Annotated in this window: 20 protein-coding genes; 7 read left to right on the plus strand and 13 right to left on the minus strand. The window is 32.9% G+C overall.

The window, feature by feature from the left end; genetic code table 11:
• The first annotated feature begins 73 nt into the window (after positions 1-73).
• Positions 74-838, plus strand: coding sequence for an MBL fold metallo-hydrolase (locus tag DM444_RS17740; RefSeq protein ID WP_111289064.1), 765 nt, complete (start codon positions 74-76; stop codon positions 836-838).
• Here the strand turns inward: DM444_RS17740 and DM444_RS17745 are convergent.
• A complete protein-coding gene (locus DM444_RS17745) occupies positions 835-3,018 on the minus strand; it encodes a B12-binding domain-containing radical SAM protein (RefSeq protein ID WP_111289066.1) in 2,184 nt (727 codons plus the stop codon). The genes DM444_RS17740 and DM444_RS17745 overlap by 4 nt on opposite strands.
• A gap of 190 nt (positions 3,019-3,208) precedes the next feature.
• On the opposite strand from DM444_RS17745, the gene DM444_RS17750 reads away from it, so the two are divergent.
• Entirely contained in the window at positions 3,209-10,438 is a 7,230-nt protein-coding gene (locus tag DM444_RS17750) for a T9SS type B sorting domain-containing protein (protein ID WP_111289068.1), read from the plus strand.
• 120 nt (positions 10,439-10,558) lie between these two features.
• Here DM444_RS17750 and DM444_RS17755 read toward each other — a convergent pair whose 3' ends face one another.
• From DM444_RS17755 to DM444_RS17765, 3 genes are all read right to left on the minus strand, one after another.
• On the minus strand, positions 10,559-11,218 hold the full coding sequence (locus DM444_RS17755) for an SdpI family protein (RefSeq protein WP_111289070.1): 660 nt from the start codon (positions 11,216-11,218) through the stop codon (positions 10,559-10,561).
• Positions 11,219-11,221: 3 nt separating this feature from the next.
• On the minus strand, positions 11,222-11,476 hold the full coding sequence (locus tag DM444_RS17760; protein WP_111289072.1) for an autorepressor SdpR family transcription factor: 255 nt from the start codon (positions 11,474-11,476) through the stop codon (positions 11,222-11,224).
• Between the two features lie 102 nt (positions 11,477-11,578).
• Positions 11,579-12,856, minus strand: coding sequence for an MFS transporter (locus tag DM444_RS17765; protein WP_111289074.1), 1,278 nt, complete (start codon positions 12,854-12,856; stop codon positions 11,579-11,581).
• A 272-nt stretch (positions 12,857-13,128) separates the two neighbouring features.
• On the opposite strand from DM444_RS17765, the gene bshC reads away from it, so the two are divergent.
• The 3 genes from bshC to DM444_RS17780 all read left to right on the plus strand — a co-directional run bounded on the left by bshC (position 13,129) and on the right by DM444_RS17780 (position 16,749).
• Entirely contained in the window at positions 13,129-14,718 is a 1,590-nt protein-coding gene (gene bshC, locus DM444_RS17770; RefSeq protein ID WP_111289076.1) for a bacillithiol biosynthesis cysteine-adding enzyme BshC, read from the plus strand.
• A 121-nt stretch (positions 14,719-14,839) separates the two neighbouring features.
• Entirely contained in the window at positions 14,840-16,111 is a 1,272-nt protein-coding gene (locus tag DM444_RS17775; protein ID WP_111289078.1) for an acyltransferase family protein, read from the plus strand.
• Positions 16,112-16,329: 218 nt separating this feature from the next.
• Complete coding sequence (locus tag DM444_RS17780) at positions 16,330-16,749, plus strand: nucleoside-diphosphate kinase (RefSeq protein WP_012026941.1); 420 nt, start codon at positions 16,330-16,332, stop codon at positions 16,747-16,749.
• 89 nt (positions 16,750-16,838) lie between these two features.
• On the opposite strand, the gene DM444_RS17785 is transcribed toward DM444_RS17780, so the two are convergent.
• The 3 genes from DM444_RS17785 to DM444_RS17795 form a co-directional block, all read right to left on the minus strand.
• On the minus strand, positions 16,839-17,558 hold the full coding sequence (locus tag DM444_RS17785) for a hypothetical protein (RefSeq protein WP_111289080.1): 720 nt from the start codon (positions 17,556-17,558) through the stop codon (positions 16,839-16,841).
• Between the two features lie 140 nt (positions 17,559-17,698).
• Positions 17,699-17,995, minus strand: coding sequence for a DUF721 domain-containing protein (locus DM444_RS17790; RefSeq protein ID WP_111289082.1), 297 nt, complete (start codon positions 17,993-17,995; stop codon positions 17,699-17,701).
• Positions 17,976-18,416: a lipocalin-like domain-containing protein gene (locus tag DM444_RS17795; protein ID WP_111289084.1), complete on the minus strand. Its 441-nt coding sequence runs from the start codon at positions 18,414-18,416 to the stop codon at positions 17,976-17,978. The genes DM444_RS17790 and DM444_RS17795 overlap by 20 nt, the downstream gene beginning before the upstream one ends.
• A 300-nt stretch (positions 18,417-18,716) precedes the next feature.
• On the opposite strand from DM444_RS17795, the gene DM444_RS17800 reads away from it, so the two are divergent.
• Both DM444_RS17800 and DM444_RS17805 read left to right on the plus strand, forming a co-directional pair.
• Complete coding sequence (locus DM444_RS17800) at positions 18,717-19,247, plus strand: hypothetical protein (protein ID WP_111289086.1); 531 nt, start codon at positions 18,717-18,719, stop codon at positions 19,245-19,247.
• A gap of 84 nt (positions 19,248-19,331) precedes the next feature.
• A complete protein-coding gene (locus tag DM444_RS17805) occupies positions 19,332-20,402 on the plus strand; it encodes a serine hydrolase domain-containing protein (RefSeq protein ID WP_111289088.1) in 1,071 nt (356 codons plus the stop codon).
• 10 nt (positions 20,403-20,412) lie between these two features.
• On the opposite strand, the gene DM444_RS17810 is transcribed toward DM444_RS17805, so the two are convergent.
• The 6 genes from DM444_RS17810 to rpmB form a co-directional block, all read right to left on the minus strand.
• Positions 20,413-21,009 carry a Zn-dependent protease gene (locus DM444_RS17810; RefSeq protein ID WP_111289090.1) on the minus strand — a complete coding sequence of 199 codons (597 nt, stop codon included), beginning with the start codon at positions 21,007-21,009 and terminating at the stop codon, positions 20,413-20,415.
• Between the two features lie 37 nt (positions 21,010-21,046).
• The gene (locus tag DM444_RS23785; RefSeq protein WP_204251693.1) at positions 21,047-21,211 is read right to left on the minus strand and encodes a hypothetical protein; all 165 of its coding nucleotides are present in this window, start codon (positions 21,209-21,211) and stop codon (positions 21,047-21,049) included.
• 6 nt (positions 21,212-21,217) lie between these two features.
• A complete protein-coding gene (gene ftsY / locus DM444_RS17815) occupies positions 21,218-22,171 on the minus strand; it encodes a signal recognition particle-docking protein FtsY (RefSeq protein WP_111289092.1) in 954 nt (317 codons plus the stop codon).
• Positions 22,172-22,359: 188 nt separating this feature from the next.
• A complete protein-coding gene (locus DM444_RS17820) occupies positions 22,360-22,512 on the minus strand; it encodes a DUF4295 domain-containing protein (RefSeq protein WP_070261881.1) in 153 nt (50 codons plus the stop codon).
• A 77-nt stretch (positions 22,513-22,589) separates the two neighbouring features.
• On the minus strand, positions 22,590-22,772 hold the full coding sequence (rpmG, locus tag DM444_RS17825; protein ID WP_011963553.1) for a 50S ribosomal protein L33: 183 nt from the start codon (positions 22,770-22,772) through the stop codon (positions 22,590-22,592).
• A 27-nt stretch (positions 22,773-22,799) separates the two neighbouring features.
• Entirely contained in the window at positions 22,800-23,036 is a 237-nt protein-coding gene (gene rpmB / locus DM444_RS17830) for a 50S ribosomal protein L28 (RefSeq protein ID WP_008468080.1), read from the minus strand.
• Positions 23,037-23,085 lie beyond the last annotated feature (49 nt).

The raw sequence follows: 23,085 nt of genomic DNA on the forward strand, positions 1-23,085 counted from the left end.
GTTAAAAATAAAGAAAAATCTGTAAGCAGTTTTTCAAAAAACTTTGTATTTTTAATATCTAATTTTCTTGGATATGAAATTACATCATTTGCGAAATGCCACTTTGGTAATTGAAACAGAGAAGCATGTCATTTTAGTTGACCCAATGTTAGGTAAAAGAAAAACAATTCCGCCTTTTACTATTTTCAGATATAAACCGAAACGAAACCCGCTGGTTGCATTGCCTAAAAACAGTCGTGACATCTTAAGTCGCGTAACGCATTGTTTAATTACGCATTTACATCCAGATCATATTGATAAAGCTGGCGAGGTTTTTTTAAGACGAAAAAGCATTCCGGTAATCTGTAGTTCTAAAGATGAAAAAGCTTTGGTTCAAAGAGGATTAAGTGTAATTCAGACTCTAGAATATTGGGAACCACAATTATTCTTAGATGGGAAAATAACTGGAATTCCTGCTATTCACGGTTACGGTTTCATTGCCAAATTAATGGGAAATGTAATGGGATTTCATATTGAATTAGCAAACGAAAAATCTATTTACATAAGTTCTGACACCATTTTTACAGAGCATGTAGAAAAGGTTTTAACGCAATTTAAACCAGATATTTCGATTGTAGCCTGCGGAACCGCAAGATTAGATATTGGACAGCCATTATTAATGCGAATGGATGACATTTTAAAATTTGTGACACTTGCTCCAGGAAAAGTTCTTGCGAATCATTTGGAAGCTTTAAACCATTGTCCAACGACACGATTACAGTTAAGAACTGCACTTTCAGATCATGGCCTTTTAAGCAGAACCGCTATTCCAAATGATGGAGAATGTTTAGAATATTAAAGAACCAATAATCCAAATTCTCTCAAAGTATTTACTGGTTTAGAATACCAAAACAATTCAAAATCTTCCAAGGAAGTTTCAAAATCATTTTTGACTTCTTGAAAAGTATAATTTTTAGAACCTGAAACGGCTATTTTCGACAAAATGGAAACTAGCCATTCGCCTTCTTCTTTACTAGTTTGTATATCGAAACTTTCTTTTTTGTCGTGAAAAGTTAACGACATCATTTCCCAGCTTCTTCCTTTTTTTGATTTTGTGAAGACTTCTGACGAAGGTTTTCCACCAAGCCAAACCACTTTTGCATTTGGTTTTGTATTGAAATCATTTTGTTCTTCTAAAGCATTAAAAATAAAATCGGGGTGGATTTTTGTTTTCGGAATTTTAAAATCGAACCAATCTTGCAATTCGTAATCAAAACAGATTCCGTGCATGAAATTGAAGAGCGATTTCTTTAATCCGAAACTAAATTTATCGTGATTGATTCCAGTTGAATCGGTATATTCAATATCATTATTGGCAAAGGTTCCAATTGCTTCCGTCTTTTTTGTCACACCAAATTGTTCTGGGTACAATCCAACCGGACTATGAGCCGTCAAAGCAAATTGATGCCAAAAACCAGATTGCAAAACTCCTGCTTCAAACAATTGACGAACCATTTCTAAACTGTCAATCGTTTCTTGGATTGTTTGCGTTGGATATCCATACATTAAATACGCATGAACCATAATTCCGGCCTCGGTAAAATTTCGCGTTACTTTTGCAACCTGTTCAACCGTAACTCCTTTGTCAATTAATTTCAATAATCGATCTGAAGCGACTTCTAAACCGCCTGAAACGGCAATACATCCAGAAGCTTTCAGCAAAAGACATAAATCTTTTGAAAAACTTTTCTCAAAACGAATATTCGTCCACCAAGTTACAGCAAGTTTTCTTTTTAAAATTTCAAGTGCTACTGCGCGCATTAAAGCTGGCGGTGCGGCTTCATCAACAAAATGGAATCCGTTTTGACCTGTTTTTTCGATCAACTCTTCCATTCGGTCGCAAAGCAAACTTGCTGCAACTGGCTCATACACTTTTATATAATCTAAAGAAATATCACAAAAAGTACATTTTCCCCAATAACAGCCGTGCGCCATTGTGAGTTTATTCCATCTTCCGTCGCTCCACATTCTGTGCATCGGATTTACAATTTCGATAACCGAAATATATTTATCCAAAGGCAGATCTGAATAATCAGGCGTTCCAACTTGAGATTGTTTATAATCGTGTTTTAAAGAATTGTTTTTGTAAACGACTTCACCATTTTCTAATAAGAATGTTCTTTTGAAAGAATCAGAATCTGGATTTTCTAAATGAAAAATTAATTCCTCAATTGGAACTTCTCCATCATCTAAAGTGATGAAATCAAAAAATTCGAAAACACGTTTATCAGAAAGCGAACGCAATTCAGTATTAGGAAAACCTCCACCCATCGAAATTTTAATCTCAGGATGATTTTGTTTAACCCATTGTGCGGAACGAAACGCACTATATAAATTCCCTGGAAAAGGAACAGAAATTAGAAATAAAGTTGGTTTTACGGCTTCTATTTTAGCTTTTAATAGCGAAATTAAAATCGAATCGATATAAGTTGGTTCTTGCTGTAAGGCTTCGTACAATTCATCAAAAGAATTGGCACTTCTTCCTAGACGTTCTGCATATCGGCTAAAACCAAAATTTTCATCAACACATTCTACAATAAAATCTGAAATATCTTCCAGATATAAAGTTGCCAAATGTTTTGCTTTGTCTTGAGTTCCCATTGTTCCAAAAGCCCAATCGAGTTCTTCTAATTGTGCAAAACGAGAAGCTTCTGGCAGAAAATCTTCCTGACAAATCTGCAAAGCCAAAGTTGGATTTTTTCCCTGCAAAAACTGAATTACAGAATCAATGGTTTTAATGTATTCGTCTTGAAGAGCAAAAATTCTTTTACAGTTGTCGCTTGTTGGTTGGTTGTTGGATTGAAACAAATCAATCAATCCTTTTTTTGAAAACAATTCCAAAATCACATCAATACCCAAATCAGCCTGAACCGATTCGATGTTTTTTGTATTTAGAAAACCTTTTATATACGCCGTTGCCGGATACGGTGTATTCAGTTGCGTAAATGGAGGCGTAATTACAAAAAGTTTCGTTTTCAAAAGGGAATTATTTTTTTGCAAAAATAAGGTATATTTAGAATTATTCGACAAAAGAAATAAATCAGAATTATTTGGCTAAGATCTCCAAATATTTTAAATTTTTATTATTGATATTAAACTTACAAAAACATTTTCTTTTCATATTTATGGCATTGTATTTTGGCTATATTTGTCAACAAAATTTCCCTAAATGAAGCTTAGAACTTTACTCTTATTTATTGTTTTTATTAAATATACTTGTGTTTTTTCACAAGAAATTAATCCGAATTCTTCCAAAAAATTATTGTTAGAAGATAAAGATGGTCATCTAATTCAAAATTTGGAACAGCAAAAACAATTTTTGAAAATTAGGGAGGAAAAGATGAAAGCAGAAATGCTGAATTTGAAAAAAGTAATTTTAAATTCAAAAGAAGGAAATTTAACTTCCAAAACAGCAGCTACTCTTCAAGGTGTAGAAATGTGTACTAATGGAGGTTTTGAGCAATATGAAACTATAAACGGGAACAGTTATCTAAAGAATTTTCTTTGTACAATTGGTGATCCTCCTGGCCCAACGCAATGCCGATCAATCACAAATACTGCTGATTCGTACATCAATCGCTATAATCCTAATAACATGGACATTATGGCAACTGGTGTTTCTTCCAATTTGATTGACCCTTATATAGGAGACATTAAAGCATTTGATCAATATGCCCTTAAAATTAATTATGAAAACTCCTCAACTTATGGCTCTATTGTTCAGGGCAAAAGGTTTAAAACAAATAATGAAAATTATCTGAAATTTAACTACAAAGCAGTATTACAAAGTGTGTACGACAATAGTCACACTGATAATCAAGCTTTTGTAAAAGCACGAATTTTAGATAAAAATAACACAGTTGTCAGTGAATTTTGTTTGGTAGGAGATGAAAAAAATTGCATTTTCAGCAAGGTTCCGAGTCAATTTTCTGATTTTGTTACTTTATATACCACCAATTGGCAATCAGGAATATTGGACATTTCATCAATTCCAAATAATGAGGAATTTACCGTTGAATTTATGGCTTCAAGATGTGGATTGGGCGGGCATTTCGGATATATGTATATTGATGATGTTTGTATCTTACATTCTGCCGAAAACTTGCAAGGTTCTATTGAGCTTGAACCTTTGAATAAAGTTTGTCCGACTTTACCAATTTCAGTTTGCGGCAATTATACTATTCCTAATTCTGGAGGAATTTCTGCATCAGTAAAAAAAATCACTTTAAATGTCTACAACAGCAATAATGTGTCCATTTATAGTACATCAACCACTTCAAGCTTAGACACTACAAACAAAAAATTTTGTTTTACATTAAAAACCAGTGATTTTCCAAATATTACAAACGCTAATTACAATGTAGGTGTACAAGTTGATTATGATATTTCTGGAACCTCATGCTCAGGAACCACATTTGATTCTGCCACAGATCCTGACGCAAATCCTGGCTGGGATATTTCTTTTTTGAATTGTTCATCAAGTTGTACTATTAATGTAACAACTGCGAAAATATCCCAATGTGATGCAAACCGTGACGGAACTGAAAATTTTAATTTGTCTACATTAAATTCTTTAATAGTTCCTTCTACATCGGGTTTAAATTTTAGTTATTTCAAAAATTACAATGAAGCAGAATCCAACTTGAATGCTATCACCAATTTTACAAGTTATCCAAGTTCAAGTGCTTCCATTTTTGTTAGAGTGAGTAAGGATGCAACTTGCTATAAAATAATTTCTGCCAATTTAGAGGTAAAAAATCCCACAGCAAATATTACTGGTATCCTAAATGTTTGTTCTGGAAGTACTGTATTAACTTCTTCTTCAGGAGCTTCGTATTTATGGAGTACAGGAGCAACTACGCAAAGTATTACGGTAACTTCGTTAGGAAATTATTCTGTTACGGTCAAAGATTCTTATGGATGCGCCAGCACTGCAAGTGTTACTATTGAACCAAGCCAAACTGCCGTCTCTCCTATTTTGCAGATTACGCAGCCTTCTTGTTTTTCTACCACAGGAACAATAAAAGTAACTTCGCCAGCATCACAATATAGTTTTGATAATGGTACAACTTGGGAGACAAGCAATACAAAGAGCAATTTGTATCCTGGAACCTATTTAGTAAAAATAAAGACCGTAAATGGCTGTACTTCCTACTCTCAAAGTGTAACTATTACAGCGGCTTCCACTTTGTATCCTAATTACAGTTATACCAATCCTTTATTTTGTGGAGATATTGGCAGTATTACCATTACAACTCCAGCTGCGTATTATAGCTTTGATGATGGTACAACTTGGGTAACTAATCCTACTGCTAATAATCTTTTACCAGCAAATTATAAAATTCGCACCAAAGATTTACAAGGTTGTATTTCATCAGCAAACAATGTACTCATCAGTAGTAATACGCTAGAAACTCCAACTTATACAATCGAATTACCTGCTTGTACTACAAAAGGAAGTATTACCATCAATACTCTTTCGGATTTTTATACTTTTGATGGAGGGACTACATGGGTTACAAACAACAAGATCAGCAATTTAGATCCAGGAAGCTATTCTTTAGGAATTAAAAATGCTTTAGGTTGTACTTCTTATTATTCCTATGCTTATTTAAATGATTTTAAAGATTCCTATCCTCAGTATACAACTGAACAACCTGTTTGCGGAAAAGATGGAAGCATTACTATTACTACAGTAGCAGATTCTTATAGTTTTGATGATGGGGTAACCTGGACTACTAATAATGTTAAAATTTTACCTTTTGGAACCTATCAAATAAAAATAAAAAACAGTGCAGGATGTATCAGTTCTGCTAGTTATGTTTCTTTATATCAGCCTTATTTGGATATGCCAATTATTACTTCGGATCAGCCAACTTGTGGTGTAAACGGAAAAATCACCATCAACTCGTTATCCGACTTTTATAGCTTTGACAATGGTTTAACATGGACAACCCTAAATTCTAAATCATTACCTCCTGGTATTTATAGCATAATTATAAAAAACAGTCTTGGCTGTACCTCTTACCCCAATACTATTTATTTGAATAATCCAAATATAGATGTACCAGATTACACTGTTGTTCAACCCACTTGTACATCCTCGGGTAGCATTAAAATAAATACAACTGCTAGTTTCTATAGTTTTGATGGAGGCTATACTTGGGGAACTTCTCCTTTACTATCAAATCTTACTTCTTATGGATATTACAACATTGCAATAAAAAACAGTTTAGGATGTGTTTCTAACTATGTTAGCGTTTCAATTAACGATGCAAGGCTTCCTGATCCAGATTATTCAGTTACCAATCCAAGTTGTGGAAATATTGGCAATATTACATTTAACACTACTGCAGACTATTACAGTATCGATTATGGTGCAACTTGGAGTACAAATAAGGTATTTAATAATTTACCCCAGGGATTTTACTATTTAATGATAAAAAAGGCTAATTGCATATCCAATACCATTTCCATTTATTTGGACTCCTCGAAGCTGGCACAACCCAATTTAACCATCGTTCAACCAGGATGCGGAACAAAAGGCAGTGTTAAAATTAATACTACTGCGAGCTTTTACAGCATTGATGGGGCAAATTGGGTAACAAGTCCTGTTTTTTCCAACCTTTCAGCAGGATATTATTACCCTATGATTAAAAATGCTCAAGGTTGTGTTTCTAACTCGAACTCAGTATATCTTCAAGAGTTTTATCTCCCAAATCCTACCTTCAAAACAACACAACCGACCTGTGGAGTTGGAGGAAGTATAACCTTTACTTCAACTGAAGCACAGTACAGTATCGATGGAGGCGCAACTTGGAGTACTAATCCTGTATTTACTAATCTTAGTCCAAACTCTTATTCTTTAGTAGTAAAAAATGCTTCTGGGTGCACATCTAACCTTTATGGCATATACACTTATCTGCAACAATATTATTTACCTAATCCCGATTTCACATTAATTCAACCCACATGTGGTGTCAATGGAAGTATTACTATTGCAACAGTTGCCGCTTCTTATAGCTTTGACAATGGCTATACTTGGACAACTAACCCAGTTCTTTCAGGACTTACTTCTGGTTATTACAATATCATGATAAAAAACGCAGCGGGGTGTAAATCTAATGGTTTATCAATAAACATTAATCCTTATTATCTGCCCAATCCAAACATAAAAGTAGTACAACCCGAATGTGGAAATGACGGAAGTATTACCGTTACAACACCTGCCGACAATTATAGTTTTGATGGAGGCACCACTTGGACTACAAATCCAATTTTATTAAATCCTGTAAGTTCATCTTATAATATACTTATTAAAAATGCAACAGGATGTAAATCAAATTCACAATATGTTTACATATACAAATATTACCTACCCTCACCAAATATTACCTCTATTCAGCCCACATGTAGCACTCCTACCGGAACTATAATAGTAAATTCGACTGCGGACCAATATAGTTTTGATGGAGGAACAACTTGGACTACAAACCCTATAAAGAAAAATTTAGCTGGCGGCTCATACAATGTATTAATAAAAAACACTCTAGGGTGTATCTCTTTTGGCAGTTATACTTATATAAATACTCCGCCCGCAATTCCTGCCGCGCCGACTGTAAAGGTCACTCAGCCTTCTTCTTGTGGTGCAACTGATGGCAGCATTACCATAACATCATCAGCGATAAGCTATAGTTTCAATGACGGAAACAGCTGGACAACAAGTCCTACAAAAGTAAATGTAGGAGCTGGCACATATATTATTAAAATCAAAACAAATTCATATAGTTGCGAATCATCAACAACCGTTGTCAACTTGAGTTCTGGCACTACGATTGCAGCTCCAAGTTTTACTACAACTCAGCCAAATTGTAGCTCGTCAAAAGGTTCTATTACCATTACGACAAATGCAGCAACTTATAGTTATGATAACGGATTAACCTACGTTTTTTCTAATACAAAAACTGATCTATCTCCAGGTACTTACTTCATAAAAATTAAAAACTCAGCAGGCTGTGTTTCAGATGCTGCTCAAGTCACGATATCGCCATTATCACCGCTTGCAGCTCCTGCTTTTAAAGCAATCCAACCCACTTGTACTGATTTTACGGGATCAATTACAATTAATACTGCAGCAGATCTTTATAGTTTTGATAACGGAATTACATTTGGAACATCCAATACAAAATCTAATTTATCTGCAGGAACCTATAATTTGGTGATTAATAAATCTGGGTGTATTTCTCTTGCTGCGCCTGTCACTATACAAGCTGCACCAGTAATACCTGAAGCACCACAAGTTGCAGTTACAAATCCAACGGGCTGTAATTCGACTACCGGAAGCATTATGGTTACTACAGTTGCAAATCTGTATAGTTTTGATGATGGCCTTAACTGGAGCACCAGTAATACTGCCAGTTTATCTCCTGGGAGTTATTTTATCCGAATAAAATATACAAATGGCTGTCCATCTATTGCGTATAAAGCGACTATCAATGCAGCACCAGATGCTCCAGCAATCCCAACTCTAAATGTTACTCAGCCTACTACTTGCAGCAATCCATTTGGCTCAATTTTAATTACAAGTACTGCTGCTCAATATAGTTTTGACAATGGTAAAAATTATTCAGCCAATCCAAATTCAGGAAATTTAATAGCTGGAACCTATATGGTTCGTGTTAAAAATAGTAGTGGCTGTGAGTCTGCTCCATTATCTACCATCATTAATCCTCCAACAGATTATCCGAGCAATCCTGCATTTACGCCTATCCAGCCCGATTGCAATAATCTTAAAGGTACCATTACAATTACCGATGCTGCATCGGAATACAGTTTTGATAATGGTGCTAGCTGGGTTACAACTGCAACAAAATCAAATCTTGATCCCGATACTTATTTTATTAAGATAAAAAATAATAAAGGCTGTATCTCAAATGCAACCAAAGTTATCATAACTCCTTTTACAAATTTTACTCCAAAGCCGGCTCTAGTTAGCCCTCAGACTTTCTGCGTTAATCAAAATGCGGGACTAAATGACATTCAAATTACGGGGCAAAATATAAAATGGTACAGCAACTTAACGGGAGGAACACTCGTTCCAAGCACAACTGTACTTCAAGACAACGCAACTTATTATGCTTCACAAACCATAAGCGGATGTGAAAGCGAAAGAGTTCCAGTTACAATTAATATTCAAGTTACATTAGCTCCAACTGGAAATGCAAATCAGCAATTTTGTACAGGTCAAAATGCGGCAATTGCCAATATTGAAATTACGGGAACTTCGATAAAATGGTATGATGCATCAACAAATGGTTCTTTGTTAACCGAAACTACTGCTCTGGTAGACGGAAAAACATATTACGCTTCTCAAACCATAAATAATTGTGAAGGCCCAAGATTTGGAGTTACTGTTTCAATTGTTACCACGCCGTCTGTGCCAAATGCAAATCAAGAACAGGCATTTTGTAAAAAAGAAAATAAAACTCTAAATGACATTCAAATAACGGGGCAAAATATAAAATGGTTTGACACTAATTTTTCTGCAGCTGCTTTACCAAATACAACTGTACTTGAAAATAATAAAACGTATTACGCTTCTCAAACTATTGGATGCGAAAGCGATAGAACACCAATTCTTGTTCACGTTTATGACACTCCATTACCAACAGGAAACAGCAATAAGCAGTTCTGTATTGATGAAATTGCAACTATAGAAAATCTTAATGTAAATGGAACTGACCTTAAATGGTATGATGCAGCCACAAATGGAAATATTCTGCCTGAAACAACTTTACTGGAAAGCCGTATTTATTATGTCACGCAAACACTAAACAACTGCGAAAGCGAAAGATTTGCCATAACTGTAAAAATACAAGATACACAAATCCCAAGTGCTGATTCTCCTCAGCAATTTTGTATTCAGAAAAATGCAAAAATTAGCAATATTGCTATAATTGGACAAAATATTAAATGGTATGACAGTGCGTCTTCATCTATTACTTTAACCGAATCAACTCCGTTAGAAAATGGAATTATTTACTACGCTTCACAAACAATTAGTAGTTGCGAAAGTGACAGAATTCCTGTTACAATAAACATTCTTGAAGCGACAATTGGAGATTGTATTAATTTTGTTGATGAACTTCCATTTCCAAAATTCTTTACTCCAAATGGTGATGGTTTTAATGATACCTGGACAATAGATTCTGCTTATTTAGCTCCAAATTCGTCAATTCGAATATTTGATCGTTATGGGAAATTTATTAAAGAATTAAGACTAAACACATCTTGGGACGGGACGTATCTAGGATATAACGAACCCTCATCCGATTATTGGTTTACTGTAACAAGATTAAACGGAACAGAATATAGAGGTCATTTCTCTTTGAAACGATAATAGCTAAAATTTAAAAAGGTTCGCGTATAATATGCGAACCTTTTTTATTTTAAAACTTTATAACATAATGTATTATCAATTCTACCAGAACAACTATTACTTTTATCATAATTAATTGATTTATAGATTTTCTTTCTTTTTCAAGCTTCTATATTTTATATAAGAATAAGCTATAGGTGCAATTGCTATACTAAAAACAATTATTAAAAATACTTTAGAGAAAATAGAGCTTTCAAAAATTAAACTTCCTAAAATAGTAATCAAGCCAGCAATAAACCAAAGTTTTCCAGCAAATAGATGTGTTGTTTTCCAAACTTCTTGACTTTCTAAAGTCCATGGCGTTTTTATCCCGATGAAATAATTAGGTCGGATCACTTTAAAATAATTGCCTAAAATCATAAACAAAGCACCAGCTAATGCGAATATAAAACTCGGACTAGACACAGATTGGCTTTTGGTGCTGTACACAATAAACAAAGCCAAAATAGACATAAAAAGAACCATGACAAATTTGAGCTGATACAACTTTCCTCCCATTAAAGACATTCTTTTCTTCGGATCAATCTTAGTAATTGTCGACAGAATTACATAAGTCAGAACAGGAAGCATCAAAAGCATTACAATTAAAGTAAATTTATTTCCCCATCCATCAATTTCTCCTTTAGAGTTCCAATGAATAGGAACGATTTCTGGAAGACTATTCCAAATTGTTGCCAAATAGACAAAAGGGATCAAAACAATTCCAATTAGAGGAAGCTCTTTTTTTAATTCTAAATTCATTTTTTATTGTTTAAAGGTTAGTATCCATTGCAAAACATCTTCCATTATGGTGGTATTGATGGAGTAAATGATGAATTGCCCGTTTTTTTCAGATGTAATTAAATCAGCCCGTTTTAAAATATCTAAATGATGCGAGATACTCGGTTTAGAAATATTAAAAGCGTCTGCAATCTCTCCTGCAGATAAATCCTTCTGCTTTAAAAGATCCAGAATCTCTCTTCTAGTTGCATCATTCAATGCTTTAAAAATATCGTTCATTGCATTTATATATTTAGACAAATATCTAAATACTTTTTAAATAAACAAAAAAAAGCAGTAATTTTTTACATTACTGCTTTTGAAATATTTTAAATCTATATCTTAAAACTTATGCTCGTCTTTGCTAATTACCAAGAATGAAACTAAAGATATAATTGCCGCGGTTACTAAATAGAAACCTACATAACTCACATCATAGGTCTTAGCTAACCAAATTGCAATCATTGGCGCAAAAGCTGCGCCCAAAATTCCCGCCATATTAAAAGTCAAAGAAGCTCCTGAATAGCGAACATTTGTTGGAAATAACTCCGATAGAAAAGTTCCCAAAGGACCGTAAGTAAAACCCATTAATGACATTCCGATGCAGGCAAAAATGGTAACCAAAACTATATTTCCAGAACTTAAAAAGTAAGAAAAGAAGAATCCGAAAACGGCAATAGCCGCAGTTGCAGCGATAAGCATTTTGCGACGACCAATTTTATCAGCCACAACAGCAGAAACTGGAATAAAAAATGCAAAAAACAATACTGAGAATAATTGAATCAATAATCCGTCTCTTTTTACAATTCCTAAATCTGAAGTTGCCCAGCTTAATGTAAATACGGTCATTAAATAGAAAACTAAGAATGTTGTTATGGCAGCGAATGTTCCAAAAATCAATTGGTTTTTATATGATTTCACCAATTCTAAAAAAGGGACTTTCACTTCTTCTTCTTGCTTTTTAGCATTTTCAAACGAAGGCGTTTCTGTAATTTTAGTTCTTATATAAAACCCGACTATCACTAAAAATGCACTGGCAATAAAAGGAATTCTCCAACCATAATTCATAAAATCTTCATTACTCATAGAATCTGTCAATAACAAGAAAGTTCCACCAGAAAGCAATAATCCTATTGGAGCACCTAATTGCGGAAACATTCCGTACCAAGCACGTTTATTTGGTGGTGCATTTTCGATCGCCAATAAAACAGCTCCTCCCCACTCACCTCCTAGCCCAACACCTTGTCCGAATCGGCAAAGCATTAATAATAATGGCGCAGCAACGCCAATACTTTCATAACTTGGTAAAAATCCAATAGTTACTGTAGAAATTCCCATAGTTAATAAGGCCGCAACAAGAGTAAACTTACGTCCGATTTTATCGCCATAATGTCCAAAAAAAGCAGAACCTAAAGGGCGTGATAAAAAGGCAATAGAGAAAGTTGCTAAAGATTCTAATGTTGCCATTGTAGAATCTGAACTTGGGAAAAATAATTGCGGAAAAACCAACACCGCTGCATTGGCATAAATATAAAAATCAAAAAATTCGATTGTGGTACCAATAAGGCTTCCAAAAAGAACGTGTTTTAGAGAGTTCTTTTTATTCTCGTTAGTTTTCATGTAAAATAGATATAACTTTTTTTTTGATTACAAAAATATAGTTTCATCATTAATAATTCATATTTCAAAGAATTAGTTTTAGAACATCATTCGTTTTTTAACAAATTTGCTGTTTTTTCCAATTTAAAAACACGAGTTTTACTCCAATTTAAAAACTTGATTTTAGGTGCTTTAAAACAAAAATCAAAAATCAAATCTTAAGCATTCGTTAAAAGCGTTTTTAACTGTATATTTTCATTAAATTTACAGCTGTCAAAAATAAATTTAAAATTATGCCTACCGACTGTATCAGCTTTCAATCATCTGGATATTTCTCTAAATTAATGCAAGATTACTTAGATCAAAAGCCAGAGTTAAAACCGCTGTACAATAATTTTCCAACCTTAGAAAATTTCGAAAAACAAATTGCTGAAAAATCAGCTAATTTTGATCATAACAACCGAACTGCATTGGTTGACACTTTGCAAAAGCAATATCAAAATATTGAAATTTCAGATTTAACCAAACAAAATATTTCGCTTTTAGCACTCGAAAATACTTTTACCATTACAACCGGACATCAGTTAAATCTTTTTAGCGGACCATTGTATTTTTTATATAAAATTATTTCTACGATTAATTTAACTAAGGAATTAAAATCAAAATATCCTTCGTACAATTTTGTTCCAGTTTATTGGATGGCGACCGAAGATCACGATTTTGAAGAAATTAATTATTTTAATTTCAAAGGAAAAAAAATCCGCTGGAATGCTGAAAGTACTGGGCCAGTTGGAAGACTTTCATCTGAAGGTTTAGAAGATTTATTTGAAGTGTATTCGAAAGAATTAGGTTCAAGTACAAACGCAAATACACTAAAAAAACTTTTTGAAGACGCTTATTTAAAACACGAAAATCTAGCCGATGCAACTCGTTTTTTAGCCAATGCGCTTTTCGCAAATTACGGTTTGGTTATTCTAGACGCTGATAATGCGGATTTGAAACGTACTTTTATTCCTTTCGTAAAAGAAGAATTAGAAAATCAGACTTCATTTAAAGCTGTTCAAAAATCAATTGAAGAGCTTGCGGCTTATACCGTTCAAGTAAATCCGCGTGAGATTAATTTATTTTATATTGAAGACAAACTTCGCGAAAGAATTATTTTTGAAAATGATAAATATCTAGTTAACAACACTAAAATTTCATTTTCGAAAGAAGAAATTCTAAAACTTTTAGAAAGTAATCCTGAAAAATTCAGCCCAAACGTAATCATGCGTCCGCTGTATCAGGAAATTATTTTGCCAAATCTTTGCTACATTGGCGGAGGCGGAGAAATTGCTTATTGGTTAGAATTAAAAGCGTTTTTTGAGGCTGTAAATATTACTTTCCCGATATTATTAGTTCGAAATTCAGTTCTTTTGGCAACCGAAAAACAGGCTAAAAAAGCTGATAATTTAAATTTATCATGGAAAGATTTATTCAATAAATCAGAGAATTTAATTAATGAAATCACGCATAAACTTTCTCCTTTTCCAATTGATTTAGCGGAGCAAAAAGAAGCGCTCGAAAAACAATTTGCTTATCTTTTTGAATTGGCTGAAAAAACAGACAAATCTTTCTCAGGTGCGGTAAAAGCACAAGAAGTAAAGCAGAAGAAAGGCCTTGAAAATTTAGAAAAACGTTTATTAAAAGCTCAAAAAAGAAAACTTCAAGATCAGTTACAACGTGTTACAGATTTGCAATGCGAATTGTTTCCAAATTACAGTCTTCAAGAACGTCAAGCTAATTTTTCTGAATTTTATTTAGAAAAAGGAGAACAATTGGTTCCGCTTTTAATTCAGAAATTAAAACCTTTAGAACATAATTTTGACATCATAATAATCTAAAATAATTATCTTTAGAAATTAAAAGTGCTGATTTAGGAACAAATAACCAGCTCATTTCCTAGATTATTGCTCTCTCAAACCAAATAGAATTATATTTTATAACCATTAACTAACTAACCTAATGGTAAGAGAACGCCTAATTTCGCTTGATGTCTTTCGCGGACTGACTATTCTATTGATGACTATTGTAAACAATCCCGGTGATTGGGGAAATGTTTATCCTCCGCTTTTACACGCACACTGGAACGGCTGCACACCAACCGATCTAGTATTTCCATTTTTTATTTTTATAATGGGAGTTGCCGTACCGCTTGCAATGCCAGAGAAAACGTATGATGAAACAACATTCAACAAAATCCTGATTCGTTCTTTAAGAATGTTCTGTTTGGGGATTTTCTTTAATTTTTTTGGAAAAATTCAGCTTTTTGGATTAGACGGAATTCCACTTCTAATAGCAAGATTAGTCATTACTTTTGCAGTTGGTTATGCTTTGATGGGAAATTTCAGCACGCGTCTAAAAAACATTTTCGCATTTAGCATTTTAGCCATTTATCTCATTTTAGCTTACGGTGGATTTGAAAATTATCAAGACGTTCGTCTTCCTGGAGTTTTGCAGCGCATTGCAGTAGTATATTTTGTTGTTTCGCTTTTGTATCTAAAAACATCCCGAAAAACTCAAATTATTACAGGGGCAATTTTGCTTTTAGGATATTGGGCCGTTATGACTTTAATTCCTGTTCCTGGTTTTGGAGAAGCTAATTTAGAAAGAGGCACCAATTTAGCTGCTTGGGTTGACAGCATCTTCTTAAAAGGACACATGTATCACGAAACTAATACTTGGGATCCAGAAGGTATTTTAAGCACATTACCTTCAATCGTAAATGGAATTATCGGTTTATTCATTGGGCAAATTTTACTACTTAATATAAGCAAAATTCAAAAAGCATTTACAATGGGCAGAATTGGAACTGCACTTATATTTTTCGGATTAATCTGGGATTTAATTTTTCCAATAAACAAATCAATTTGGACAAGCAGTTATGTTTTATACACCACTGGTTTAGCAACTGTTTGTTTAACAGCTCTATATTACATCATCGACATTAAGGAATACAAAAAAGGCTTTAAACTATTTATTATTTGGGGAGTAAACCCAATGATTGTTTTCTTTGCTTCACAAATTATTCCTCAAGCTTTGGTAATGATTCGTTTTCAGCATCCATCGCTTGCTGGCGAACAAATTAACCTTTTAGATTATCTATACCGTTTTGGAATTGCACCATTTTTCAGCAATCCGATGACAGCTTCATTGGCTGGTGCATTAACTTATGTTGGAATATGGACATTTATATTGTGGATTTTCTACAGAAATAAACTGATTTTTAAAGTATAAAAAGCACCACATTATGTAGAGACGCACCGCAGTGCGTCTTTATTGTTTTTATCAAAATTGCGCTAGATGCACTACAGCGCATCTCTACAATCACCTATATGGTTTAAGAAAATGCTTTTATTGGTCAAAACATCATTCTAATGTGTTTAAATTATGAATTTATTAAAATCAATTCATAAAAAAAGTATACTTTTGCACAAAATTTAATAAAATACAAAATGGCAACAAATAGAACTTTTACAATGATTAAACCAGATGCTGTTGCAAACGGACACATCGGGAATATCTTAGCAATGATTACTAATGGTGGTTTCAAAATCGTTTCATTAAAATTAACTCAATTAACTGTTGCAGATGCAAAAGCATTTTACGCAGTTCACGCAGAAAGACCTTTCTACGGAGAATTAGTTGAATTCATGTCTCGTGGACCAATTGTTGCTGCTATTTTAGAGAAAGATAACGCAGTAGAAGATTTCAGAACTTTAATTGGAGCTACAAACCCAGCTGAAGCTGCTGAAGGAACTATTCGTAAAGCATACGCTACTTCTATCGGAGAAAATGCAGTTCACGGATCTGACAGCGACGAAAACGCTGCTATCGAAAGTGCATTCCACTTTGCAGGAAGAGAGCAATTTTAATTTTAGGTTAGACTTAAAATTTTAAATTATAAAACACAAAAAACCCCGCTTCAATTGAAGCGGGGTTTTTCTTTTAAGTATAAAATTGACTAAAGGTTATCAGAAGTCTTTTTTACCATTTTCTCGATTCTTCCATCTAAATCTTTTAGAAGCTCGTCTAATGCACTTTCACACATTGGCAATACTTTTTCAAAAGATAAAACAGGAATTCCTCCTACAATAGTTCCAGTTTTCTTAGAGTTTGCTCCTTCATTGAAAGCAAATACTTTTTTTCCGTTTTTATCATACAAAGCAATTCTTGCATAAGCTCTCATCTTGATAGTTCCTGTACCACCAACAGCAAATCCTTTTACAACAGCAAAATGAATTTCAGTAAATAAAACACCGTCAGCATTATCTTTAAACATAGTAGCTGTTGCTACTTCATTTGCAGAACCATTTATCCCTTCATAAATATATTTGTATCCAGGGAAATTGATAATATATTTTCCAGCTTCTCCTTCTTTGTCAAAATGAGGAACGTAATCAATATATTCTTGTTTTTGAGTCACATCAGTTTCTGGAATTAAATCAAATGGGAATTTTTTTGAATAATCATTGAAAAATGCCGTATGATATTTCTCCAAAATTGGCAATAAATTAAAGTTCGGATTACTTCCTAAATCTGTTACTGCTGCCAGACCATTTAAACCAAGCTCAGAAAGATCTATTGTTTTATCTGTATAAAAAGAAACAACAGCAACTTTTTTCTTTTGCGAATAACCAGTTAAAGTAAATAATACGGTTAAAATAAGTAAAATTTTTTTCATTGTTTTGTTAATTTGTTTGGGTTATTAAAAGGATGTTACTTACAAAAAATAACGCTCAAATGTATCGTAAAAAAAAACACTCCACAAGTGAAGTGTTAATTATTTTTAAAATTTATCTTATTAAAAAAAGCCTAATAAAATCAGCGTAAAACAACTTCTTTTACTACCTCACGACCCAATTCTTCATTGATCATTTTTATTATTTTATACTTTCCATGAGTCAATTCTTCACGTAGAACAGAAGAACCTAATTCCACATAAAGCGTACCTCCTTTCAAAACAACATTTCGAGTATAAGTATTCACTCCGCTCCCCATAAGATTTTTCCAAGCATCACGAACATCAATCTCATCCATTCCTGGCTGCAATTTATTCACTTGAATAATCTGCTGTAATACAGCACTAATAGTACTTTCGTTATTTAGTCTTTTCGCCATCGTCTAATAAATTTACTGGTCCAGCTTTTTTATAATGATATTCTATTTTTTGCGGATTCTTAACCACTAATTTGTCATCTGAAAGTGAAATAATTTCTTCACTCCATTTTGCATACTTTGTTTTATAATCCAAGAAAACCTGCTCTCCGGCAAAACGAACCGAAACATTTTCAAAAGTATCTGTTGTTAGAAAAGTTCCATCAAACTGTGGCATAACTTTCGTTCGAACACCTTTATTATTCTTGATTTGAAAAAAATCAAAAGTCTCGTTCATCTTATAATCTTTCTCTTCACCTTTATCAAAAACCACTTTTTCAATTTCCCAGTAGCCATTTAATTTAGTAATATCATCAGGTTTAATTTCCTGTTTGCAGCTCACAAATAAGAACGACAAAACCAAAATCATAAAAGTGTTTCTCATAAATAATATATTTTTTTAGCAGCCACTTACTTCGTTAGCCAACTTTAGCGCATTGCTATCTGTTTTGCAGAAATTTTTCTCGGACTACAAAGATAGCCTTATAATCATCAAAAAAATACTTTACATTAATTATTTCATTCTAAAAAAAACAAATTTACCAAGATGAAAAAAACATCAAAATACCTTATTCTGATTATATAATAACTTCTATGGGTAATGCTTATTTTAAAAGATAAGGATTTTTACACCCAAATACTCTAATTTAAAAATCAAATTTAAAATACCTTTTTCTACTAAAAAATGAAAAAAATATTACTACTAGTTTTTAGCACTATATTTTTATTTTCAAAATGTTATCAGCCAAAACAAGAAAAAAAAGCTTTCAATAAATCTGAAAAACATTCAAAAGAAAACGAGAGCAAACCTAGTAAAACAGATACTCTTTCTACAAAAAAAAACATCTCAAAAAGCACAAATTCAGAAGATTTCCCAATAAAGATCATTAAAGCAACACTATTAGACAATAGTTATTCTCATCATAAGAATATCAAAATAGTTTACAAGAATTCTAGCAAAAAAATGATTAAAGCTATAAAACTTAAGTGGTTTTGCATCAACGCATTTGAAGACCCTGCAAGCGGCAATTATTTTTATGGTGAAGGAAATTTTAAAGGAAATATAACTCGTTTAATAAAACCTGGAGAAACCAAATCAGAAATTTGGGAAGATTTCTCAACAGATGCAGATAAAATCATTAAGGTCACCGTTTATTACATTGTCTATAATGACGGCACTAAATGGGAATTAAACGAAGAAAAAACTACTCTATAGTCTATATAAATCTAAAAATAAGTTCCTTAACAGATTAAACTTTTTTGCATATTTTTGGTCAAACCCCAAACTAAAACCAAAAACATGACCAAATCAATTTTCACAATCTTGTTAGCACTATTTTTTACAGCCTGCAGCAAAGACTCATCTGAACCTGATCCTGTTCCAAATCCAGAAGAAACAATGTATTTTCCTCCATTAACAGGAACAACTTGGGAAACAAAATCTATTTCTGACCTAAAATGGAACCAAAGTGCTGTACAACCACTTTTAGATTATTTAGAACTCAAAAATTCAAAATCGTTTATCATTTTAGTAAACGGCCGAATTGTTTTAGAAAATTATTTTAACAAACACACCGCAACAACAAACTGGTATTGGGCTAGTGCAGGAAAAACATTAACATCAACAATGACAGGAATTGCTCAGCAAGAAGGTCTTTTAAACATTAACAATAAAGTTTCTGATTATCTTGGAACGGGCTGGACAAGCGAAACTCTTGCTCAAGAAAACCAAATTACCTGCAAACACTTACTAACTATGACTTCTGGAATTGATGACACTTCAGACGAAGTCGATCCAGAAGACTTAATATACAAAGCCGATGCAGGAAAAAGATGGGCTTACCATAATGTTTATGTAAAACTTCAAGATGTTGTAGAAAAAGCAAGTGGAAAAACTTGGAAGGATTATTTCAACACTAAATTAAGAGACAAAATTGGAATGGACGGCAATTGGGTTCAACTTGGTGTAAATAGCGTTTATACAAGCACAACAAGAAGTATGGCGCGTTTTGGATTACTAATGCTTAATAAAGGAAAATGGGATAATACTACAATTCTAAATGAATCTTTCTTTAACGAAGCAACTGCAACTTCTCAAGACATCAATTTAGGGTATGGATATTTATGGTGGTTAAACGGAAAAACTTCTTATCATTTACCACAATCGCAATTAACTTTTCAAGGAAGTGTAATTCCAACTGGACCGAGTGATATGTTTATGGCTTTAGGGAAAAATGACCAAAAAATATATGTTGTTCCGAGCAAGAAAATGGTTATTGTAAGAATGGGAGATGCTGCAGATGATGAAAATCTTGCTTTATCAGATTTTGACAAAACATTATGGCAGAAAATTAATGCTTTGTATCAATAAAACTAGCAATTTAAATCAATTGCCATCCTTTACTTTTCAAAAAGCTTTTGCAATCCTTGCAGAAGCTTTTTTCTTGATTAAAAGGATTACGCCCCTCGGCATCACGCATTAAACAAGTTTGTATTTTACAATGTGGCAGACCTTCGGTATGCCCTAATTCGTGCAAAACCAGTTTATAAAACTGTTCGTTTTTATTTTTTCGAGACAATCTAAAATCAGAAACAACACAAGCTTTTCCAGGTCTATAACCCAAACCCATTATACCCCAATCTTTTATCCTGTTTTTTGTTGTACTTATATCAAAATGAGACAATCCAACAATTACAGAATCCTTTCCTATATTATTTTTTAGGTTTTTAATAATGCTATCAGCCCGATACCTGTTTCTAGGTTTATAAAAAGATTTTTCAGGAAAGTCAATATTTTCCATCAAAACTACTTTCGGATTAATAGCTTTAATTTCAGCAAAAACCTTTTGAGTTTGTTTTTGCTGAAAATTGCCTAAAGGTTGAATAACAATAACTTTCTGAGCTTTTATCGCATTTTCATTATTCCTATTTACACATGAGAACAAGCCAAATAGTAAAATCAAAACACCATATTTCATAAAAGCAAATTCGATAAAGTTGTTATATTTTTGAAGATTATCTATTGGTTTTTATTCTTTTAAGAACTCCTAAAAAGAACAAAATAATTCCGACTACCAGCAACACATAATACACTGAAAGATTATTATCTTTCAATAAGTTTGCAAAAACAAAACATACTACACTGGCAAAATAGAATGTAATAGCCGATATATTTTTCATTATAAATTATTTAAAGAAACTGTCAACGAATTCATATTTATTGAAAACTTGTAAATCTTCAATTCCTTCGCCAACACCAATATATTTTACTGGAATTTGAAATTGATCTGAAATTCCAATCACAACTCCACCTTTTGCCGTTCCGTCCAATTTAGTAACAGCCAACGAAGTAACCTCTGTAGCAGCTGTAAATTGTTTCGCTTGTTCAAAAGCATTTTGACCTGTAGAACCATCTAAAACTAAAAGCACATCATGAGGAGCATCAGCAACAACTTTCTGCATTACACGTTTTACTTTTGTCAATTCGTTCATTAAGTTGATTTTATTATGAAGACGACCCGCTGTATCAATAATTACAACATCAGCATTTTGAGCAACTGCAGATTGCAAAGTATCAAAAGCTACAGAAGCAGGATCGCTTCCCATTTGCTGTCTTACAATAGGCACATTTACACGATCTGCCCAAACTTGCAATTGATCGATCGCAGCAGCACGGAATGTATCTGCAGCACCTAAAACAACATTATGACCCGCTTTTTTAAATTGATAAGCCAATTTACCAATCGTTGTTGTTTTTCCTACTCCATTTACTCCAACAACCATTAAAACATAAGGTTTTTTATCTTTCGGAATTTCAAATTCTGTTGCTTCACCTGTATTAGTTTCAGATAACAAAGCACCAATTTCATCACGAAGAATCTGATTTAATTCATCTGTTCCTAAATATTTATCTTCAGAAACACGCTTTTCGATTCTTGAAATGATTTTCAAAGTTGTATTTACACCAACATCCGAAGCCACAAGAACTTCTTCTAAATCATCTAAAACATCATCATCAACTTTAGATTTTCCAGCAACAGCTTTGCTTAACTTCGAGAAAAAAGTAGTTTTTGTTTTTTCAAGACCTTTGTCTAAAGTCTCTTTTTTTTCGGTAGAGAATAATTTTTTAAAAAAACTCATTTTTTGTAGATTATTTAGATTTACTAGATTTCTTGATTTTCAGACAAGAAATCCAAATCTTTAAAGAAAGTGTAATTGTTTCTCAAAAAAAGACCAATTGTTACGATTCTTTAAATTTTTAGACAAATATAGATAATAAAAAAGCTACTTCCGAATGAAAGTAGCTTTTCTATATAATGTAATTGTAATTATTTCTTTTTCAAGAATTCATCAACTTCTTCAGGAGCCATAATAGATTCTACGAATGTATATGCACCAGTTTTAGGAGATTTTACCATTTTGATGGCTTTTGACAATCTCTTAGAAGCTGTTTGTAACGATGCTACGGTTTTCTTTGCCATGATTCAAATGTTATTTGAAGTTTTTCATAAAACTCGAAATGGCTAAACCATTTGAGATTTATAAAAATCTCTAATTATTACTTAATTTCTTTGTGAACAGTTACTCTTTTCAAAACTGGATTAAATTTTTTAATCTCTAATCTGTCTGGAGTATTTTTTTTGTTCTTAGTTGTAATATATCTAGAAGTTCCTGCAACACCAGAAGCTTTGTGTTCAGTACATTCTAAAATTACTTGGATTCTATTACCTTTCTTTGCCATCTTGCTATATATTTATTTAGGAAAAGATTATTTGATAAATCCTTCTGACTGCGCTTTTTTCAAAACTGCAGTGATTCCATTTTTATTAATTGTTTTTATCGTAGATGCTGCTACTCTAAGAGTAATCCATCTATCTTCTTCTGGAAGATAAAAACGCTTTTTAACTAAGTTTACAGAAAACTTTCTCTTAGTTTTGTTCATAGCGTGAGAAACGTTATTTCCTACCATCGCTCTTTTACCTGTAAGGTCACAAACTCTTGACATTATACTTATCTTTTATCGTTATTCAAAATCAGGGTGCAAAGAAAAGAAA

Source organism: Flavobacterium ginsenosidimutans (assembly GCF_003254625.1).
In the GTDB taxonomy this organism is placed as follows: Bacteria; Bacteroidota; Bacteroidia; order Flavobacteriales; family Flavobacteriaceae; genus Flavobacterium; species Flavobacterium ginsenosidimutans.

Coding starts and splice junctions, on each gene's coding strand:
- DM444_RS17740 (WP_111289064.1), top strand. CDS start 74: ATGAAATTACATCATTTGCGAAATGCCACTTTGGTAATTGAAACAGAG.
- DM444_RS17750 (WP_111289068.1), top strand. CDS start 3,209: ATGAAGCTTAGAACTTTACTCTTATTTATTGTTTTTATTAAATATACT.
- DM444_RS17755 (WP_111289070.1), bottom strand. CDS start 11,218: ATGAATTTAGAATTAAAAAAAGAGCTTCCTCTAATTGGAATTGTTTTG.
- DM444_RS17760 (WP_111289072.1), bottom strand. CDS start 11,476: ATGAACGATATTTTTAAAGCATTGAATGATGCAACTAGAAGAGAGATT.
- DM444_RS17765 (WP_111289074.1), bottom strand. CDS start 12,856: ATGAAAACTAACGAGAATAAAAAGAACTCTCTAAAACACGTTCTTTTT.
- bshC (WP_111289076.1), top strand. CDS start 13,129: ATGCCTACCGACTGTATCAGCTTTCAATCATCTGGATATTTCTCTAAA.
- DM444_RS17775 (WP_111289078.1), top strand. CDS start 14,840: ATGGTAAGAGAACGCCTAATTTCGCTTGATGTCTTTCGCGGACTGACT.
- DM444_RS17780 (WP_012026941.1), top strand. CDS start 16,330: ATGGCAACAAATAGAACTTTTACAATGATTAAACCAGATGCTGTTGCA.
- DM444_RS17785 (WP_111289080.1), bottom strand. CDS start 17,558: ATGAAAAAAATTTTACTTATTTTAACCGTATTATTTACTTTAACTGGT.
- DM444_RS17790 (WP_111289082.1), bottom strand. CDS start 17,995: ATGGCGAAAAGACTAAATAACGAAAGTACTATTAGTGCTGTATTACAG.
- DM444_RS17795 (WP_111289084.1), bottom strand. CDS start 18,416: ATGAGAAACACTTTTATGATTTTGGTTTTGTCGTTCTTATTTGTGAGC.
- DM444_RS17800 (WP_111289086.1), top strand. CDS start 18,717: ATGAAAAAAATATTACTACTAGTTTTTAGCACTATATTTTTATTTTCA.
- DM444_RS17805 (WP_111289088.1), top strand. CDS start 19,332: ATGACCAAATCAATTTTCACAATCTTGTTAGCACTATTTTTTACAGCC.
- DM444_RS17810 (WP_111289090.1), bottom strand. CDS start 21,009: ATGAAATATGGTGTTTTGATTTTACTATTTGGCTTGTTCTCATGTGTA.
- DM444_RS23785 (WP_204251693.1), bottom strand. CDS start 21,211: ATGAAAAATATATCGGCTATTACATTCTATTTTGCCAGTGTAGTATGT.
- ftsY (WP_111289092.1), bottom strand. CDS start 22,171: ATGAGTTTTTTTAAAAAATTATTCTCTACCGAAAAAAAAGAGACTTTA.
- DM444_RS17820 (WP_070261881.1), bottom strand. CDS start 22,512: ATGGCAAAGAAAACCGTAGCATCGTTACAAACAGCTTCTAAGAGATTG.
- rpmG (WP_011963553.1), bottom strand. CDS start 22,772: ATGGCAAAGAAAGGTAATAGAATCCAAGTAATTTTAGAATGTACTGAA.
- rpmB (WP_008468080.1), bottom strand. CDS start 23,036: ATGTCAAGAGTTTGTGACCTTACAGGTAAAAGAGCGATGGTAGGAAAT.